The 19,704-nt window shown below is 34.3% G+C and carries 14 protein-coding genes, 2 tRNA genes, 1 rRNA gene, 1 other RNA gene and 1 pseudogene; 10 read left to right on the top strand and 9 right to left on the bottom strand.

What is annotated here, in order from left to right:
* Positions 1-130: 130 nt before the first annotated feature.
* From tuf to ACN1AG_RS02830, 3 genes are all read right to left on the bottom strand, one after another.
* Positions 131-1,315: an elongation factor Tu gene (gene tuf, locus ACN1AG_RS02840; RefSeq protein WP_417905409.1), complete on the bottom strand. Its 1,185-nt coding sequence runs from the start codon at positions 1,313-1,315 to the stop codon at positions 131-133.
* Positions 1,316-1,399: 84 nt separating this feature from the next.
* Positions 1,400-1,473: transfer RNA gene (locus ACN1AG_RS02835), tRNA-Gly, on the bottom strand.
* 20 nt (positions 1,474-1,493) lie between these two features.
* Positions 1,494-1,579, bottom strand: a tRNA-Tyr gene (locus ACN1AG_RS02830).
* A 456-nt stretch (positions 1,580-2,035) separates the two neighbouring features.
* Here ACN1AG_RS02830 and rlmB point away from each other — a divergent pair.
* Entirely contained in the window at positions 2,036-2,770 is a 735-nt protein-coding gene (gene rlmB / locus ACN1AG_RS02825; protein ID WP_341757727.1) for a 23S rRNA (guanosine(2251)-2'-O)-methyltransferase RlmB, read from the top strand.
* A gap of 387 nt (positions 2,771-3,157) precedes the next feature.
* On the top strand, positions 3,158-4,750 hold the full coding sequence (locus tag ACN1AG_RS02820; RefSeq protein WP_417905408.1) for a hypothetical protein: 1,593 nt from the start codon (positions 3,158-3,160) through the stop codon (positions 4,748-4,750).
* 674 nt (positions 4,751-5,424) lie between these two features.
* Here the strand turns inward: ACN1AG_RS02820 and ACN1AG_RS02815 are convergent.
* Positions 5,425-6,453 (bottom strand): IS110 family transposase, encoded by a 1,029-nt coding sequence (locus ACN1AG_RS02815; RefSeq protein ID WP_417905407.1) that lies wholly within the window; start codon positions 6,451-6,453, stop codon positions 5,425-5,427.
* Positions 6,454-6,788: 335 nt separating this feature from the next.
* Between ACN1AG_RS02815 and ACN1AG_RS02810 the strand changes: the two are divergent.
* Positions 6,789-8,101: pseudogene (locus ACN1AG_RS02810) on the top strand (IS1380 family transposase).
* 396 nt (positions 8,102-8,497) lie between these two features.
* On the opposite strand, the gene ACN1AG_RS02805 reads toward ACN1AG_RS02810, so the two are convergent.
* From ACN1AG_RS02805 to ACN1AG_RS02795, 3 genes are all read right to left on the bottom strand, one after another.
* Positions 8,498-10,000 (bottom strand): 16S ribosomal RNA (locus ACN1AG_RS02805).
* Between the two features lie 214 nt (positions 10,001-10,214).
* Positions 10,215-11,378 carry an FAD-dependent monooxygenase gene (locus ACN1AG_RS02800; protein ID WP_417905406.1) on the bottom strand — a complete coding sequence of 388 codons (1,164 nt, stop codon included), beginning with the start codon at positions 11,376-11,378 and terminating at the stop codon, positions 10,215-10,217.
* The gene (locus tag ACN1AG_RS02795) at positions 11,378-11,638 is read right to left on the bottom strand and encodes a monovalent cation/H+ antiporter complex subunit F (RefSeq protein WP_341754685.1); all 261 of its coding nucleotides are present in this window, start codon (positions 11,636-11,638) and stop codon (positions 11,378-11,380) included. Before ACN1AG_RS02795 ends, ACN1AG_RS02800 begins: the two co-directional genes overlap by 1 nt.
* A gap of 108 nt (positions 11,639-11,746) precedes the next feature.
* On the opposite strand from ACN1AG_RS02795, the gene ACN1AG_RS02790 reads away from it, so the two are divergent.
* The 6 genes from ACN1AG_RS02790 (at position 11,747) to ACN1AG_RS02765 (ending at position 16,539) form a co-directional block, all read left to right on the top strand.
* Complete coding sequence (locus ACN1AG_RS02790; protein WP_417905405.1) at positions 11,747-12,748, top strand: NAD(P)/FAD-dependent oxidoreductase; 1,002 nt, start codon at positions 11,747-11,749, stop codon at positions 12,746-12,748.
* Complete coding sequence (locus ACN1AG_RS02785; protein WP_417905404.1) at positions 12,748-13,629, top strand: bifunctional 5,10-methylenetetrahydrofolate dehydrogenase/5,10-methenyltetrahydrofolate cyclohydrolase; 882 nt, start codon at positions 12,748-12,750, stop codon at positions 13,627-13,629. Before ACN1AG_RS02790 ends, ACN1AG_RS02785 begins: the two co-directional genes overlap by 1 nt.
* 52 nt (positions 13,630-13,681) lie before the next feature.
* Complete coding sequence (locus ACN1AG_RS02780) at positions 13,682-14,488, top strand: outer-membrane lipoprotein carrier protein LolA (RefSeq protein ID WP_417905403.1); 807 nt, start codon at positions 13,682-13,684, stop codon at positions 14,486-14,488.
* A gap of 36 nt (positions 14,489-14,524) precedes the next feature.
* An RNA gene (ffs, locus tag ACN1AG_RS02775) (signal recognition particle sRNA small type) lies at positions 14,525-14,620 on the top strand.
* A gap of 53 nt (positions 14,621-14,673) precedes the next feature.
* Entirely contained in the window at positions 14,674-16,203 is a 1,530-nt protein-coding gene (gene dnaX, locus ACN1AG_RS02770) for a DNA polymerase III subunit gamma/tau (protein ID WP_417905641.1), read from the top strand.
* A 12-nt stretch (positions 16,204-16,215) separates the two neighbouring features.
* Positions 16,216-16,539: a YbaB/EbfC family nucleoid-associated protein gene (locus ACN1AG_RS02765; RefSeq protein ID WP_341757734.1), complete on the top strand. Its 324-nt coding sequence runs from the start codon at positions 16,216-16,218 to the stop codon at positions 16,537-16,539.
* A gap of 343 nt (positions 16,540-16,882) precedes the next feature.
* Here the strand turns inward: ACN1AG_RS02765 and ACN1AG_RS02760 are convergent, their stop codons facing one another.
* A complete protein-coding gene (locus ACN1AG_RS02760; protein ID WP_417905402.1) occupies positions 16,883-17,449 on the bottom strand; it encodes a cell cycle transcriptional regulator TrcR in 567 nt (188 codons plus the stop codon).
* 121 nt (positions 17,450-17,570) lie between these two features.
* Positions 17,571-18,287 carry an OmpW family outer membrane protein gene (locus tag ACN1AG_RS02755; protein WP_417905401.1) on the bottom strand — a complete coding sequence of 239 codons (717 nt, stop codon included), beginning with the start codon at positions 18,285-18,287 and terminating at the stop codon, positions 17,571-17,573.
* Between the two features lie 179 nt (positions 18,288-18,466).
* Here ACN1AG_RS02755 and ACN1AG_RS02750 point away from each other — a divergent pair, with 179 nt between their 5' ends.
* Positions 18,467-19,354 (top strand): DMT family transporter, encoded by an 888-nt coding sequence (locus ACN1AG_RS02750; RefSeq protein ID WP_417905400.1) that lies wholly within the window; start codon positions 18,467-18,469, stop codon positions 19,352-19,354.
* Positions 19,355-19,704 lie beyond the last annotated feature (350 nt).

The following is a 19,704-nucleotide window of genomic DNA, read 5'->3' as shown; positions in this document are numbered from 1 at the left end:
TTTTATAAACAGCTAGACCAGTCAAAGCACATTCTTTAATAGACTTACTCTAATTAAGCCTAATTAAACATATTTTGCCTAACCTTAAAAAAATAGTCATCCTGAACTTTCTCAGGATGACTATTTTTTATTATTTTATAATCTTTGATACTACACCGGCTCCTACTGTCCTACCACCTTCACGTATAGCAAAACGTACGCCCTCTTCCATAGCTATCGGAGCGATCAATGCAATTTTTAGATTCGCATTATCACCAGGCATCACCATTGTTTTACCATCTTTCAAAGTTATTTCTCCAGTTACGTCAGTCGTTCTAAAATAAAACTGTGGTCGATATTTATCTGTAAATGCTGTATGACGACCACCTTCTTTCGTGGTAAGTACATAAACTTCAGCTTCAAACTCAGTATGCGGAGTTATACTTCCAGGCTTAGCTAACACTTGACCTCTGCATACATCTTCTCTTTTAGTTCCACGCAGTAATATACCAACATTATCACCGGCTTCACCTTGATCTAATAGCTTCTTAAACATTTCCACACCAGTACAAGTAGTTTTTTGAGTATCTCTTATACCGACAATCTCTACCTCTTCACCAACTTTTACTATACCTTTTTCGATTCTACCAGTAACAACCGTACCTCTTCCAGAAATAGAAAATACATCTTCTATTGACATTAAAAAAGGTTTATCTGTATCTCTCTCAGGCTGAGGTATATATTCATCAATAGCATTCATCAACTCTTTAATCGCAGCTTCACCTTCAGGTTTTCCTTCTAGAGCCTGTAAAGCTGAACCCCTGATAACTGGTATATCATCTCCAGGAAAATCATACATTGATAACAGTTCTCTGACTTCCATTTCTACTAAGTCAAGCAATTCTAGATCATCAACCATATCAACTTTATTCAAAAATACAACTATTGCAGGTACGCCAACTTGCTTAGCAAGCAATATATGTTCCCTTGTTTGGGGCATTGGACCATCAGCAGCAGATACTACCAATATAGCAGCATCCATTTGAGCTGCACCGCTTATCATATTCTTTATATAATCTGCGTGACCAGGACAATCAATGTGAGCATAATGCCTTCTTTTAGTTCTATATTCAACGTGAGCAGTAGCAATAGTTATACCCCTTTCCCTCTCTTCAGGAGCTTTATCAATGTCATCATAATTAGTAGCCTGTGCTCCACCTTCTTTTGATAACACTAAAGTTATTGCAGCTGTTAAAGAAGTCTTACCATGATCTACGTGTCCTATAGTACCTATATTACAATGGGGTAGATCCCTTTCAAATTTTACCTTTGCCATAATTCATTCTCCACAATTTAAGATTTAATACAATTTAACATAAAAATACAAATTTATCCAATTTCCAATTATCACCAATACTCTTGGAGCGGGTGATGGGAATCGAACCCACGTGGCCAGCTTGGAAGGCTGGAGCTCTACCATTGAGCTACACCCGCGTATCTACCTAACCAACTTGTGGTGGAGGAAGAAGGATTCGAACCTTCGTACGCTCACGCGGGCAGATTTACAGTCTGCTGCCATTGACCACTCGGCCATTCCTCCAAAGAATTTACGCAAGTATTAAATGGTCTAATTAAACGTAAAGCATAATATAAATTAGTATAAGTGCCAACAAATCTTCTCTGCTCTTTTCCAAGAACATTTGAACTTCGGACTACAAGCCTTTACAAATAAGGATAAAACCCTTAATACAACATCAGTATCATTCCTGCGTAATCGCATGGGTGTCAACTTAAGAAGCCTCGATACCCTTCCCGCGGTGAAAATCCAAAAAACAGCCTAAATAGCTGCTAGGTATCATGGATTCGCCTACGCAGGAAGGACATCACATCTTTTTTGTTATAAAACTGAAGCTCAAATGACCCCGAATCTTTTCTCTTGAACCATCCTAAATAAGCTAATATTAAACTTACGTTACTTCAGAACGTTTATCAGTTGTAACTTTCTATAATAAATAGTAGTTTGTGTCAAGAATAAATTACTCTAGGTTCTAATAAGATGAGAAATAAAGCTAAAATTTCTAAAGATTTGCACTATATATATGGCAAACATCCAGTATTTGCAGCATTAAGCAACCCAAAACGTTATATTCAAAATGTTTTATGTACAGAAGATATTTTCAATTTGCACAAAAATTTAATCTCTAACCACCCGTATGAGATTACCAATATAGATTACTTGACCCGTCTTTTTGGTTCAAATCATAATCATCAGGGAATAGCCGCTAACGTTAAAAGTATCTTCTCTAATCGCATTGAAGATATTGACATAACTATTCCTAATTGTAAAGTTGCTATTTTGGATCAAATAACTGATCCACAAAATATTGGTGCTATTATTCGTAGCGCAGCTTCCTTTGACATCACAGCCATAATATTACCTCTAGATAATGCACCCGATGAAAATGCTACCATAGCAAAAACAGCTTCTGGAGCTTTAGAACTAGTACAAATGGTTAAAGTCACTAATTTAAGGTGGTCAATAGAATATCTAAAAAAACATGGGTTTTGGATTATTGGTCTTGATGGTAACGCAACACAATCTTTAAGTACAAAAATATTTTCAGATAAAATGGCAATAGTACTTGGCTCTGAAGATAAAGGAATCAGACGTCTAGTTAAAGAAGCATGTGATCACTTAGTTAAAATACCCATTTCAAGCAAAGTAGAAAGCTTAAATGTCTCAAATGCTGCTGCAATAGCGTTTTATTTGATTTCATTAGAGGCAAAATAATAAAGCTTAACTATATAACACCCCAATTCGGGATAAGAATTAACTAATTCTTATCCCGAATCAGCTTTAATATAAGGAAAAATGCATTCTTAAAGCGGCTAACGCGAATGCATTTTAAACCTTTCTAAAGCTAAAAACGTGATTTTAATCTTTTAAAATCATGTTTTTAGCAAAATATTAATTTAACAATCAGATGCAGAGCCGTCTCAAATCTGATTGTTTCTATAATTTTACCGAATTTGGGATAAGAATTGACAAATTCTTATCCCGAATTCGCGTATAACATGAATTTTTGCAAAATTATACTAAATAATTAAGTAATTTAGTATATAATAACTGACATAATCCGTTTTAAACGGATTAAAATTTAATATAGGTAGGAATTACATGCCAAATTTAGAATATGACAATAACAAAATATTAAAATTATTAAAAGACGCTGGAAACAGCATAAGAACTAACACCTTAACTATTAACGACCATATATTGAACACCATTGGCTTTGAAGGAATCCAGTATATTTTACAAAATAAAGCACAATTTCTAGGAATGCTTGATAATGTCGATTCTATTAAGATTGAATATCTTAATCAAGGTCATTTTAATGACTTTAAAGAGTTTATTTTATCAACCCCTCTGCTACAATATATACAACTAGGTCGCCATAATTGCCATGATAATCACATTACATCTTTAAGCATAACATCTGGAGTAGAAATTAAATTTAATGCAAAATTTAGTGTAACCGATACTTTAATTAAAAATTTTCATAGCCAAGTTAAGGACTGTGATACTAATAATCTAAGCAATGATGACTTAGCTAAGTTTGTAAAGAATGCTTGTAATACCTATAATGAAGCGAAATCTACAAATGACAAATCAATGCAGTATTTTCATGCTTTAAAAATACTCACGAATTTTGATTTTACTGCAATTGCTCAACGACATTCTAATCTTAAAGATAAATTAAAATCTATATATGAATCACAAGAGGTAAAATCAGAAATTTACCATTTACAACAAGAAGATCTTCATTTCTATATGGTGAAAGTCACAGAAAAATGTGATATGTGGTACGAATATGCTATGAATCAGATGCAAAATAGCAAGAACTATGATAGTACACATACAGGTATAAAAAATGCAAACATTGGTATTATAGGATTTTTGCCTAGTTTACGTTATCATGACCAGGATCTTACAGAAACATATGTTGCTTTTGTTGCAAATAAAATTTGGCAAGATCACAATAAGATTGACCAAGAATCAATTGAAATGTTTGTGAGTATGATGACATCTAAAAATGCTCATTTTACTGGACATGTAGGGATTGCAAGAGCCCCTTCTTATAAAGGGGAATTTCATAAAAATCTATCAACAAACTTGCATAGTTTTATTGCTAAAGCTACATTGGAGCATCATCTAGATAAAGAGTATATGATAACTGTTCCATCCTCACATATGAGAACAATATTAATTAAATCATTTGAAGATAATGGCAAGAATAGTAAGATTCTTATAGGAGATAATTATACAGAATATAGCAAAAAGCCTCTAGAATCATTGATAAAAAACCATAAAGAAATGGTTATTGCTGGATATAATAAAACTGATAGTGCGAGTGCGAGCCATGACTACTATCAAAATTTACTATCAATTCATTTATTAAAGCAACAAGCATTATTGGAACAAGAAAACACCAAGATGCCTTTAGAAGTTAAAAAAGGTAATGGCTATAAAAACTATGAGTCATTTAAACTTTCAGCAGACAATGGTATTATATTAAATGACTTAACTGCCAAGGATATGGACAAGGGGGAATACGGATGGTTTTTTAAAAGCCCATGGCTTTTTAAGAGTTCTTCTATCTACAACCCAACAATAACATGCGACCTCAAAGCTCTCGCAGATTTTTTACCGACATCTACAGAGCTGGAATATCAATCATCTGTAGAACTTATTGGTGATACAGCATGTTGACTATCCTGTATATTCGCTACAACTAACTAACCTCGAGTATCGATGTAATAAAGTAATAGTAGTCTCAAGTAATCATCGCCACATTAGGGGTGACATCACCCCTACCGCCATTATGGCAGAGTGTGAGCTAATAAGCGATGAGCCGCCACTTTGCTAAAAAAGCATTATATCACCCCAACGAAAGCTTTACCAACGTACGTTAATTCGGGATAAGGATTAGTAAAAATAGCAGACATATATACACTACGAAGAGCAATTAATGTATGAATTCACAGAAATGCAATTTATACATATCCAAAATCTTGTATTAGTTATAGCTAAAGCATTTTTACTAATCCTTATCCCGAATTAACGTAACGTGGATCGCTAGTATGTCATATATGGACGAGTAAGTAAGTCAATAAGAAAAATGATGCGGGAGTAATAAAAAAATAAGCTGTCATATATTCGGCATCTAGTGCCATAATAGTTTTCGCATTCCACGCAATCCTTGGAGTTATCCACTCATTCTTACGGCTTCTAGAGCCTTGACATAAAATCTCGGTCTTGTTTTTGGAATGCCCATTTATTATCTCCAATCACTTTCGCTTATATCGTACCTCTTAAATCCTATTTACTTACTTCTTCTTTTTATATAGATAAAATACAGATAAATCTATATACACCACCAACTATCAAGCATATGCACATTTTCTTGTAACACATACATACGCTATTCTAGCTAATTTGTTTGCTATTGCCACAGCAGCCTTATTAAAGCTCATCCTTTCCAGCAATTTCTTTGCACATTGCACTAAATGATCAGTAGGATCCTTTTGTATTTTTGCTCTGATTGCAATAGACCTTGCTCCTTGTATCAGCATAGTTCTAACATATCTCTCTCCTTTCTTAGTGATAGATCCAAGACTTGTTTTACCACCTGTGCTATTTTGCTTAGGTACTAATCCTAAACTTGCAGCAAAACTTCGACAATCATCATAATTTTCATATGCTGCTATGCTTAGTATATTAGCATTAATTTCTCCAATACCTGGTATTGTTTTTAATAAAGTAGCTGTTTCAGATTCTTTATTTATTGCTATTAGCTGTTTATCTATTGCTGATTCTTGTATTAATAACGTAGCAATTTCTTCAGCTATTACCTTCATTTCCTTATACATTCTCTCTGAAATCACACCAGCATTTTTGGCATCTTCTACTATATTTAATGCCTCACGGGCAAATTTAGATTTACTCATTTTTATGTAATAACCAAATTCAAGTAAATCACTCATTAAACCATTACTATATTGTACTCTTTGTCTAATAATATGTTGCCGACGTTTATGTAACCAACTAATCTCTTGTTGTGATATATTTTTTATACGAACCGATTTTAACTCCGGATCTTTTCCTGCTCTTGCTATTGCCAAAGCATCATTTGTATCATTTTTTTGCCGAGTTTTTGCAAAAGCTTTTACATCACATGGTTTAAGTAATTTTACTGTAAAACCTGATTCCATAAACTTATTGCTCCAATAATGACAACTGCCACATGCTTCCATTACCAATAAACTATTCTTGGGAATGTTTGTTAAAATGTAGTCTTCAAATTCTTCTCTGTGTAATTTTTTAGCTAATATTTTTTCACCATCTTTATTTAATGCAACAATATGAAAAATTGTTTTTGCTAAATCAATGCCTAGTATGTTAATATCTTTCATGGTATGGACTCCTTTTTAATTATTAAATAGTATAATTATGTGACCGAATTATATTCGTGATCACGGTAGTAAGTAAAGTTTCTTTTACTTACTCGTCCATACCATCATTCTTAGCTAAGATAACATATAGCTAAAGCCTTCTCGGGTTAGCTATATCATGGATTCGCGTATACCCTTCTGCTTTAAAGAATTGTTTTTTGAAAATATCAGGAACTCGCGTACTCATGTACTAAATGTACACCTAGCCTGGATATTGCATGAGATAGGAGGAGACAAAACCCCTGTAGTGATATATAATACTAGTGTTACAAAGCATTAAAGCAAGGAGTTTTGCCATGACAAATTGTATAGCATCAAATTACCAATTTACCAAAGTAAAAAATCGTCAATTAGCAATAAATTTCACTGGTGGTGATATTAGTAGCGATGGAGGTGCGTTGTTGCTAGGAGAAGCAGATAGAAGACTTGGTATCACTAATGATTTGGCAAAATTATTTCCTGATAAACGTAATCCTAGTAAAATTACTCACAGCTTAGTTTCAATACTCAAGCAGCGTATTTACTCGATTGCTCTTGGTTATGAAGACTTAAATGATCATGATCATTTAAGAAAATGTCCAGCTTTACAAACAACTGTCGGTACACTCGAAGATATGGCTAGCAGCTCTACTTTATGCCGTTTTGAGAATAAAGCTGATCGTCAGTTTGCCATAGAGGTACATAAGTTGATGCTGGATAAATTTATTGCATCATATAAAACAGTTCCTTCGTCACTAATACTTGATTTTGATGCCACAGATGATGAGATTCACGGTAATCAGGAAGGTAAGTTTTATCACGGTTATTATCGTCATAATTGTTTTTTACCTTTATACGTATTTTGTGGAAAAAAGTTATTAGTTAACTATTTACGTCCATCAGATCAAGATCAAGCTAAGCATGCATGGGTGATATTATCGTTATTAGTAAAGTATCTACGTAAAGCATGGTCTGAGGTTGAGATTATTTTTCGTGGTGACGGTGGATTCTGCCGAGATAAAATGTTAGATTGGTGCGATAGTAATAATGTAAAGTATATAGTTGGCATGGCAAAAAATAATAATCTTAATAAACTGCTTGCACCCATTATGCAACAGGCTAGTGAGCAATTTGCTGCAACAAAAGAAAAGCAACGTCTTTTTAGCGAATTTCAATATCAAGCTGGTAGCTGGAGTCATCAACGCAAGATAATAGGTAAAGCTGAAGTAGGTAGCCTTGGTGAGAATCCAAGATATGTAGTAACTAATTTAGCAGGTAAGCCTGAAGATTTATACGACAAAATTTATTGCACACGTGGCGATATGGAGAATCGTATTAAGGAGCAGCAATTAGAGTTGTTTCTGATCGTACTTCTTGTCATAAATGGTGGGCTAACCAGTTGAGATTGCTTTTATCCGGGTTAGCATACACTTTGATAGAATATATTCGTGATAAACTATTGCAAGGCACGGAACTAGCCAAAGCACAAGTTGGTACTATACGTTTAAAACTATTTAAAATTGGAGCTATAATTATTCGTAATACTAGAAGTATCAAATTCTTGTTAGCTTCATCATATCCTTATCAGCATATATGGAATAGTGTCCTGAAGGCGTTAGCTCTAGAATGAGCTAACTATAGTGCTGTTCCCGGCACATATAAAAAAGGGGGTAAGGGGGAATTTTATCTAAAATCAGAAAAAATCATGATTTTAGATATATTTTGTAAGAAAATTAACTAGTATGTAAGATTTATATACTAATTTACAACTCAACTCATATTCATACACCCTTCATGCAATATGCGGGCTAGTTCGCTCGCCACTCGCACGCCTAGCCAACTCTTGAAATTCATCGGGTATATATATTGGGAAATGTTTATTTTGCTAGGCTTGCTGAATACAGAAAAATACTTAAAGAAAGAGCTGTTTTTAAAATTTGATAAACAATCAGTTAAAGGTAGTGACAGCGAAAGTCGGACTTAGGCAAGTATTACAAAAGTAATAACATGCTATAATTAAGTCTTTAAAGGAGGTAATCCAGCCGCAGGTTCCCCTACGGCTACCTTGTTACGACTTCACCCCAGTCGCTAATTTTACCGTGGTTGGCTGCCTCTTACGTTAGCTCACCACCTTCAGGTAAAACCAACTCCCATGGCGTGACGGGCAGTGTGTACAAGGCCCGAGAACGTATTCACCGCGGCATGCTGATCCGCGATTACTAGCGATTCCAACTTCATGCTCTCGAGTTGCAGAGAGCAATCCGAACTGAGATATCTTTTAGGGATTTGCTCCACGTCACCGTCTTGCTTCCCTCTGTAGATACCATTGTAGCACGCGTGTAGCCCAACCCATAAGGGCCATGATGACTTGACATCGTCCCCACCTTCCTCCGGCTTATCACCGGCAGTTTCCTTATAGTTCCCGGCATTACCCGCTGGCAAATAAGAATGAGGGTTGCGCTCGTTGCGGGACTTAACCCAACATCTCACGACACGAGCTGACGACAGCCATGCAACACCTGTGTGTGGTCCAGCCGAACTGAAGGGATGCATCTCTGCTTCCCGCGACCACCATGTCAAGGGTTGGTAAGGTTTTTCGCGTAACATCGAATTAAACCGCATGCTCCACCGCTTGTGCGAGCCCCCGTCAATTCCTTTGAGTTTTAATCTTGCGACCGTACTCCCCAGGCGGAGTGCTTAATGCGTTAGCTACGAAACCGAAAGAAATTCTCCCGATATCTAGCACTCATCGTTTACGGCGTGGACTACCAGGGTATCTAATCCTGTTTGCTCCCCACGCTTTCGTGCATCAGCGTCAGTTGTAGCCTAGATGACCGCCTTCGCCACCGGTGTTCCTCCTAATATCTAAGAATTTCACCTCTACACTAGGAATTCCATCATCCCCTACTACACTCTAGATTAGTAGTTTTGAAAGCAGTTCCGAGGTTAAGCCTCGGGCTTTCACTTCCAACTTACTAAACCGCCTACGCACTCTTTACGCCCAGTAATTCCGAACAACGCTAGCCCCCTCCGTCTTACCGCGGCTGCTGGCACGGAGTTAGCCGGGGCTTTCTTGGTCAGGTACCGTCATTATCTTCCCTGCTGAAAAGGGCTTTACAACCCTAAGGCCTTCGTCACCCACTCGGTATTGCTGGATCAGGCTTTCGCCCATTGTCCAATATTCCCCACTGCTGCCTCCCGTAGGAGTCTGGGCCGTGTCTCAGTCCCAGTGTGGCTGATCATCCTCTCAGACCAGCTACAGATCGTTGGCTTGGTAGGCCATTACCCTACCAACTACCTAATCTGACGCGGGCTCATCCATCAGCGATAAATCTTTCCTCCGAAGAGAATATACGGTATTAGCATTTATTTCTAAATGTTATTCCGTACTGATGGGTAGATTCCCACGTGTTACTCACCCGTTTGCTACTAACTAATTCAGAGCAAGCCCTAAATTAATCCGTTCAACTTGCATGTGTTAAGCATACCGAAAGCGTTCGTTCTGAGCCAGGATCAAACTCTCAAGTTTGATTCTGTCTACTTTTTATTCAAAAAATTGACAGGTTTAATTTATCACTTTTAGTGATAAGTACATTTTGCTGTCACTACCTATATCTGATTATTTACTTTTAAAAACAGCTACGAACAATTAATGTTCGTCTTTTCGTAGGAGTAGTTATATGCAAAATCTACCATCCTGTCAACTGGTATTTTGAACTTTTTTTATAATTTCCTTATTCATTTTATCTACGACCCATAGCATACTCTACTAACAAATTCTTAATAGTCTGTATATTATCAATAGTTTTAAGCCCCAAACGTCTTAGATACCACAAGGGTTTTGAATGGTTTGAGAAAATACTATTTAAGCTTTCAGTAATCATATACATATGAAAATTATCATTTTGTCTTAATTTTTGATATCGTTCTAGCATTCCTACACTTATACCACTACTGACCACTAACCCCGTTAAAGTTTCAATATCCTTTATTCCTTGATTCAAAGCCTGACCAGCTAGAGGATGAATTATATGAGCACTATCTGCCACAACTGCTATTTTATTATAAAAATATTTACTAGCTATACGAGCCTTTAAAGGAAAAGAGCTAATAGTACTATCTAAAGCAATAGACCCTAAAGAATTCCCACAATTTTTACTTGCTAAATACTCAAATTCTTCCTTTGGTAAACTCATCAATAATGCAGCCTGCTCTTGGTCCGTAGTCCATATTATAGATGAGGTTTTTTGGTCCTTGAGAGGTAAAATGGCAAAAGGACCAGATGGCATAAAATGTTCAATAGCACAATTTTCGTGATCTTTCTCATGCTTAATATCAAACGTTAAGGCAGTTTGGTTATAGGTTTTCTCTATTTTATTAAAAAAATAATATTGTCGAACTTTAGAATTACGCCCATCACAAACAATCAATAAGTCACTATTCATAGTCTTATTGTCATCCAAATATATGGTTGAATGATCAGGTTTACTATCAACTTTTTTATAATCACACTGATCAATTACCTTAATCAAAGGGTTTTTTCTAACATTTGCTAGTAATATTTTCTTAAATTCACTATTTTTTACTATATAACCTAGTGCATCATTTCCTTTGATATTTGGCATACATAACATCTCTGGTGCTTTATTATCAACAACATAGACTTCAAGCATTTTGCTAGCTATTTTCTCAATCTCAAACCATACATTAAGGCCTCTTAAAAACTGCACAGAAGCAGGGGTTAAGGCGGTCGTTCTGATATCAGTACAAAAATTATCAGAATTTATCGATTGATACTCAAGGATGGTAGTCTTAATATCTTCTTTCGCAAATAATAATGCCGTAAGCATACCACTGAAACCACAACCTAATATTACTATTTCTTTTTTCTCTACTCGTTTTCGCATCACATCACCTTATTAGATTGACCAATAAAATACTTTAAATATGCTCCACTTGCTATAAAACTTAAGAGAAAATAAATTAGAGCAATATCTAAATAACAATTATTCATTTTAAATGAACCAAGAAAACAAATGAATAAGGTTATTATACTAGTTAAACTATTTAGCACTAAGAGTTTGACAAAAATATTTACATTTTTAAGTAATAAATAGATCATTAAACCAATAAACAAAATATTGATAACTAAATAAAAATTTATCATGATACAAAATTAATTTAAACTGATTAGTTGATTATTTATCCATTCTAACATAAAATCCCGGTATCGTTAAGAGTTTGACTATTTTTTTATTTATAAAAATTTTATTTTATGCACGACACTGATATTATAATAATTGGTGCAGGTCCAGTTGGTCTATTTGCTATTTTTCAAGCTGGGATGCTTGGTATGCGTTGCCATGTTGTTGACTCGCAGGAGATAATAGGAGGGCAATGTAGCCAACTTTACCCGGAAAAACCTATATATGACATACCAGCATATCCTAAAATTATGGCAGAAGAGTTGATAGCACAATTGGCATTGCAAGCACAACCGTTTGATCCGGTTTATCATCTAAATCAGCAAGTAGTGCAATTGAAAAAAGAAGAGGGGCGATTCCAAATTACCACTTCTAAAGACATCCTAATTACTGCTAAAGTTATTATTATAGCTGCTGGATGCGGTTCTTTTGGACCTAACAGACCTCCATTACCTAATATAGAAACATTTGAGGGAAAATCAGTATTTTATTTTATCAATAACCGCAATAGTTTTGCCAACAAAGAAATTGTAATAGCTGGTGGAGGGGATTCAGCTGTAGACTGGGCAATATCACTCTCTGAAATTGCTAAAAAAATATATTTAGTGCATAGGCGTGAGAAATTTCGAGCGGCGAATGAAAGTATAAGACAACTCAAAGAACTAGCAAATAGTGGCAAAATTGAGTTAGTAATTAATTATCAACTAGACCATTTAGTAGGAAAAGACGGCAAACTAGAAGCCGTCAACGTCAAAGATTTTGAGGGGAATATTTGTACTTTACCCGCGAATATTTTATTACCATTCTTCGGGCTTGCCCAAGAATTGGGACCAATAAAAAATTGGGGATTAAATCTCAAAACTAATCATATAATTGTAGAACCTTCATATTTTGAAACAAATATTTCAGGCATTTATGCAATTGGCGATATTGCTAGTTATCCGGCAAAATTAAAATTAATTCTTACTGGTTTTGCCGAAGCAGCTAGCAGCTTACATCATGCCTATGGCAGGGTATTTGAGGGTAAGGCCTTACACTTCGAATATTCAACTACCAAAGGAGTACATAAATAGTGAATGAACGTAGTAATATAATCAATGGTAAATATGTTGCAGAACAAATATTATCTAAGTTACGGGCAGAGATTAATTTAATCAAGGAGCAACACAAGTTAGTACCAACCCTTGCTATTATACTAGTGGGTGATAACCCAGCTAGTAGTATATATGTAAGAAATAAGATCAAAGCAGCAGGAGCAATTGGTATGAACGCTTTGCAAATAAATTTGCCCAGTGAAATTGACATTGACCATATGCTGCATGAAATCAGCATGCTCAACAATGATTCAAATATTTCTGGAATTATTGTACAACTTCCTCTACCTGAACATATCAATAAAAATTTAATCTTATCTGCCATTGATCCTAGCAAAGATGTCGATGGTTTCCATCCTATAAATGTTGGTTATCTACATAGTAACTCAGGCAATGGCTTTATACCTTGCACGGCTCTTGGTTGCATTGAGTTACTTAAACAAGTTGAACCAAATTTAGCTGGAAAAAATGCTGTAGTTATAGGGCGTTCTAATATTGTAGGTAAACCATTATCAGCTTTATTACTTAGAGAAGATTGTACTGTGACGATATGCCATTCAAGAACTCAAAATTTAAGTTCTATAACTTCCCGTACTGATATAGTAATATCTGCTATTGGATCTCCTTTAACATTAACAAAAGAATATTTCAGTCCTAACTCTATAGTTATTGATGTTGGTATTAGTAAACTTCCTAATAGCGACAAGATGGTAGGAGACGTTGATTTTACCAATGTTGTTGATAAAGTGAGATATATAACACCAGTTCCAGGCGGTGTTGGACCAATGACTGTCGCTTGTTTGCTAAAGAATACACTTAAAGCAGCGAAACAAAATATAACACACGCGAATTCGGGATAAGAATTTGTCAATTCTTATCCCGAATTGGGGTAACACATATTAGGTATAAAAGATGAGCTTGCTTTGTAAAGGTATTATTGCCATTTATTGGTTTCTAACCATAGCCTATGCTGAAATAGAGTTCTTGCATAATTCTACTTCTACTGGTAATTTGGGCGTCGGTACGGTACTCGAATCCTCACGTACACTTGCCGTACTGCTTGCGGTTCCGCGTTCCGATCCTCCTACAAATTCCCTAGCAGAAGCGAATTCTGCTAGAACTCTAATATTAGAGAATAGACCTCTTGATAACAAAGCTATTGATCAACTTAAAATATATTTACGTGAAATAAAATCCATGGCTGTGGACTTTAGCCAAGAGGATTCAGCAGGGAATAAAGCTGAAGGTAAGTTATTAATAAATAAGCCTTCTAAGTTTCGATGTAATTATTACCCACCATTTCCTTTGGTGGTTATTGGTAATGCTAATTATGTTTCTGTGTATGACTATGATATGAAACATGTAAGTCGTATTAAGGCAGAGGAGAATGTATTTAATTTTTTATTAGAAGATAGTATAGATTTTGATAAATATTTCAAAATTGAGTCAGTAATAGATCAAGATAATATGTTTAAAATTACTATTTATCATACTTTATCAGAGCGGCGTAGTCAGATTACCTTTGATAAAAAAACTAAACAAATAAAAAAGCTAGAAATACTTGAAGATGAAAATATTATTACCATAATATTTAATCATATTGCAAAAGTACAAAAATTTGATGATGATTTATTTAAGCTTAAGAATCCAGACATATTCGGAACACCAAGTAGACTAACAAAAAGCGATATAGAAAAAAAATACAATTTAGCTACTTAAATAACTTGCCTCTAGATGATAAAAGAACTATTTTATCATGTGCTAGTAGTGGGCATTGGTGCTGTTCAGGTGGTCAGGTTCGAAAGGAAGCAGCCAAAATAGTCTCTAGTGGGTCATTACTAGCATACTCTTCTGTTTTCAAATCTAATTCTTGAAATCATTTGAGTAGATCATATTTTGTGAATATACAAGTGACAAAAACAACCGACCAATATATTAATTTTGCTAGAAAATATCGCCCTACTAATTTCTCTGAACTATACGGACAAGAAGTTTTAACAAAAATTTTAAGCTATACTATTCTAAAAAATCGTATATCTCAAGGTTATCTTCTTACTGGTATTAGGGGTGTTGGCAAAACTACTTCAGCACGTATTATCGCTAAAACTATTAATTGTACCAATCTGATAGTTGAAGGTGATAGTATTAAACCTTGTGAGAGTTGTCAGAATTGTAGCAGCTTTAATAAAAATAACCATCCTGATATAATTGAAATTGATGCTGCTAGCAAGACAAGTGTTGATGATATCCGTAAAATAATAGAAAGTAGTGAATATAAGCCGCTAATCGCTAGGTACAGTATCTTCATAATTGATGAAGTTCATATGCTGTCTAAAGGTGCATTCAACGCTCTACTTAAAATCCTTGAAGAACCGCCAGCACATGTAATATTTATATTTGCTACTACTGAACCACAAAAAATTCCATTAACCGTAATTTCTAGATGTCAGCGATATGATTTAAGGAGACTAACATTTGATGAGATTTTTCAATTGCTTCAATTCATCGCTAAAAAAGAACAGTTAAACGTTGAGATAGAGGCTCTTAGAATAATTGCGTCTAGATCTGATGGTTCAGCTAGAGATGCAGTTTCAGTACTAGACCAAGCAACGAGTTTGGCAGCAGGAGACTTGATCACTCCTGAAATCGTTTATCAAATACTTGGTTTGGTGGATACAGCTAGTATAGTTAAGTTTTTTGAATATATTATTCAAAAAGATACTGCTAAATCGATTGATTTAGTAAACAATCTTTATATGTCTTCAGCAAATTTAGAAACTTTTGTAGCATTAGTTGCTGATTTTACTGCCTATCTTAGTAAAATAAAGATATTACCTAATTATCAAAGTCCTATATATGTATCTTTTAATGATAATGTTACAAATATTTTAACAAAAATTACTCTTCCTCAATTATCTATTATTTGGCAAATATATAGTAAAGGAATTATAGAGATGAAAACTTCACATAATCAATTGATAGAAGCTGAAATGCTGGTGATAAAATCTATTTACTCACAGATGTTACCATCGCTAGAAGAATTAGTGGAATATAATGATGGAGAGCAACTAGAACAGCCGGTATTACAACAATCAACTCAGAACTATCAAATTACCGGTTTTCTTGAGTTTTTACATTTGCATAATGAGATGGAAGTTTATTACAGATTACTGAACCAAGTGGAGTTAAAATCTTTTGTTCTTCAAACTATAGAAATTGCTGGAAGCGATCTCAATACAAAAATAAAAGAGCAAATTGCTAATTTATTATTTGCTTGGTCAGGTAAAACTTGGAATGTTATCATTACAAAACAGTTAAAAATAATCACTCTTAAAGAACAATTGCTAAATAAAGTAAAATCAAGTCAAGATTGGAAAATTTTAACACAACACTTTCCAAATGTTACAATTTCAGATATTTTGTTAAAAAATTAAAAGGTAAATAGTATGACAAATTTTAATCAATTTTTAAAACAAGCTCAGTCAATGCAAAAAAAAATGCAAGAAATGCAGGAAAAAATGGCAAATACTGAATATTTTGGAAAAGCAGGTGGTGGGTTAGTAAATATTACCGTTAGTGGTCGTGGTGAGGTTCGAAAGGTTTCCATTGACTCTTCTTTGCTTAAAGAGACAGAGAAAGAATTATTGGAAGATTTAATTGTTGCTGCTTTCAGCGATGCTAAAAGCAAGGTCGATGAAGATTCACAAAACTCTATGTCTGATGCTTTAGGTAATATTGGTTTGCCACCTGGACTAAAGATGCCATTTTAAATCCTCCCAACTTTCGCATGGAGGATTTGTTGCATGGATCATGAGCAAGTCATTCCCGCGTAGGCGGGAATCTATAATATCTAATAGCCTTTGCAGGCTATTTTTTTATATTTTCGTCTACGCAGGAATAACATCAAGAATAGTTAAACTTATATCTATAGCAACTACTAATCGTGGTTTTTAAGTTGCCATGACTTATTAGACTTCCTGAATAAATCAATCTAGTTGGTGATTTTGTCGTCGAAACTCGCCTTCGCTCCGTAACAACCGTCTGTGTACGCTGCGGTACTCGGCTTCGTTTCTTCTAAAAATCCCGAAAGCTTTTTTGATTTATTCAGGAAGTCTATTCTTTATCAGTTTTTTCTTGCTTAGATAAAAGCTGTGCTTGCTCAATACTCTTGTCTAATTCCACTTGACTACAAATTCCAAGTAAAACTGGATCACGTGGGCGAATGTTTTTCATGTTCCAGTGACTACGCTCACGGATAGCTTCTATGGTTGGCTTAGTAGTACCAACTAGTTTTATAATTTGATTATCTAAAATTTCTGGACAATTTTTAAGTAACCAATATATTGCGTCTGGTTTATCCTGACGTCTAGCAATAGGAGTATATCTAGATTGTTGTTTTTTCTTTGTACTTACCAAATCATAGGCACTACTCACAAAAAGTCTTAAACTACTACTTGGATCTTTCGTGCAACGCATTATTTCTTCTTGAGTTAATTGTCCTCCAACAATAGGATCTAGCCCCATAATACCTTGGGATACTTCACCATCAGCAATGCCTTTAATTTCAAACTCATGAATCCCACAAAAATCCGCTATCTGCTTAAAAGTTAAAGCAGTATTATCAATCAACCAAATAGCAGTTGCTCTAGGCAGTATAGGTAATTTTTGTTGTGAACTCATAGTAAAAAACTAATAATATAATATTGATATGTCTAGAAAAGATATAGTCTCTTCTAACTAATAAGTCAACAATAGACATCTTAGACTACTTCAATTTCTCGCTTAATTAGGTCAGGCAAGTCTAAAACCTATAACCAATACCTACTGCAATCATTAACGGATTAAACCTTACTTTAGATGATATAGGTTGTTTTATTAAACTATTTTTATAATCAACTTTGGTCTTAAGAAAATACTGCCTTACATCTAAGTTAATCAATGTATCATCCTTAGCATATAAATCAACCCCGATCTGTAATACAGCACCGTGACCATTTTTGACTGTACATCCTTTAGATTTACTGAACATATAAGCTCCATGATAACCAACGCCAACATAAGGTCTAATAGCACCAAAGGGAGCTATATGATATTGTCCCGTGACAGTCAGGGGGATAATATAAAGATCTTTTCTTTTACCAACATCTGCTGGATTACCACCATAATTATAAGCCACACTCTTTAAACTATTATTTTTAGTACGTAATACATTAAAACCTAAAGATAACTCTGCGGCAACATTACTAGCAAAGAATATTGATGTAGAAGCATCAAAACCGTAACCATTTTCAACAAAATTACCAATCGATACTGGGTCTTTGGCAGTAGCCTTAGGAAAACCTTTTTGCTTTGCACTAGATTTGATACCCCCCCCTCTTATTTTAAACACAAGATTACCTTCATTTTCATAATAATCGGCATCATAGTCATTATTAGTTGAATCAGAATTAGCAAAGCTAGAAATACTTACACAACTTACCAACAGCAATATTCCAAATTTTTTCGTGACTTTTATCATAACTATAAACCTTTTCTTGCTTTAAATATATTGCTGTATTATATATATTCTTTCTTATTTGAAAATCAAATTGATAATAAGATTTTTGAACTTGTTTAATATTAGTGACACTATAACACTAAATATAGAAAACACTAATACAAAAAATATAAAAAAATAACGAATTAAGGTCTATACAAATGAATAATAAATTAAACACTTATTTTGTTGGTATTGGTTGGTTTATATTAAGCTTGGTAAGTAGTGCAACTAATGACATAACAGCAAAATATCTTGGACTTAGGCTACATAGTTTTGAGGTAACTTGTTTTCGCTTTTTCTTTAGTGCTTTAATTCTTGTCCCTTTTATTTTATATTATGGGAAACAGACTCTTAAAACTAATCGTCCTTTTATACATATTGCAAGAGGGGTTTTATTGTTTTTTGCTATGACGTCTTGGATTTATGGTCTCAATATTGCCCCAGTGACTACTGCTACAGTTATTGGTTTTGCTACACCTTTATTTACTCTAGTTCTAGCAGTTTTTTTCTTAAATGAGAATATTATTTGGCAAAGATGGGCAGCAACTTTATTTGGTTTTATTGGTATTGTTATTACCCTGAAACCTCATGCTAGTGACTTTAATCCACAGATATTGATTTTTGTCTTAGCTTCTGTAGCTTTTGCCATGTTAGATATTATCAATAAGAAATTTGTAGTAAAAGAATCAATGATTAGTATGCTATTTTATTCTGCTCTAGTAACATCTTTAGTATCAATACCGTCATCAATAATGTATTGGCAAACACCTACCAGTTCAGAATTTATTTTGCTATTTACCTTAGGAGCTGGGGGTAGTTTAATCTTATTTTTCTTATTAAAGGCTTTCTCTCTAGTTGACGCCACTGCCACCGCCCCTTATAGATATTTAGAGTTAATAATTTCAGCATCAGCTGGATATCTTGTGTTTAATGAAGTCCCTGAAAACAGTACTTTATACGGAGCATTGATAATAATACCTGCAACATTGTTTATAATATATTCTGAGAAAGGAAATATTACACAAAATGATAAAGCTACTGCATGAAGTAGTACTCGCAATACCTCAATTCGATATAAGAATTGTTAATTCTTATATCGAATTGGCTTGTTATAAGGAAAAATGCATTCTTGAAGCGATTCTACGAATGCATTTTAATCTATTACCGCTAATAATCTTATTTTTATATTGTATAAAAATAAGATTATTAGCAAATTAATATTTAACAATCAGGTAAAGAACCGCTTCAAACCTGATTGTTGCTATATGTATCCCGCAAGTTCGATGTAACTTGTTACATCGAATTCAGGCTAGCAATGCTTGTTCTTTTCAAACATTTTGTTGAAATGATATTAAATGTACAATATCATGTACTATATGTGTATATACTCAAATGA

It is taken from the genome of Candidatus Tisiphia endosymbiont of Micropterix aruncella (assembly GCF_965178575.1).
In the GTDB taxonomy this organism is placed as follows: domain Bacteria; phylum Pseudomonadota; class Alphaproteobacteria; order Rickettsiales; family Rickettsiaceae; genus Tisiphia.
Note: the sequence above shows the minus strand (reverse complement) of the source record. Positions and strands in the feature narration are given on the sequence as shown.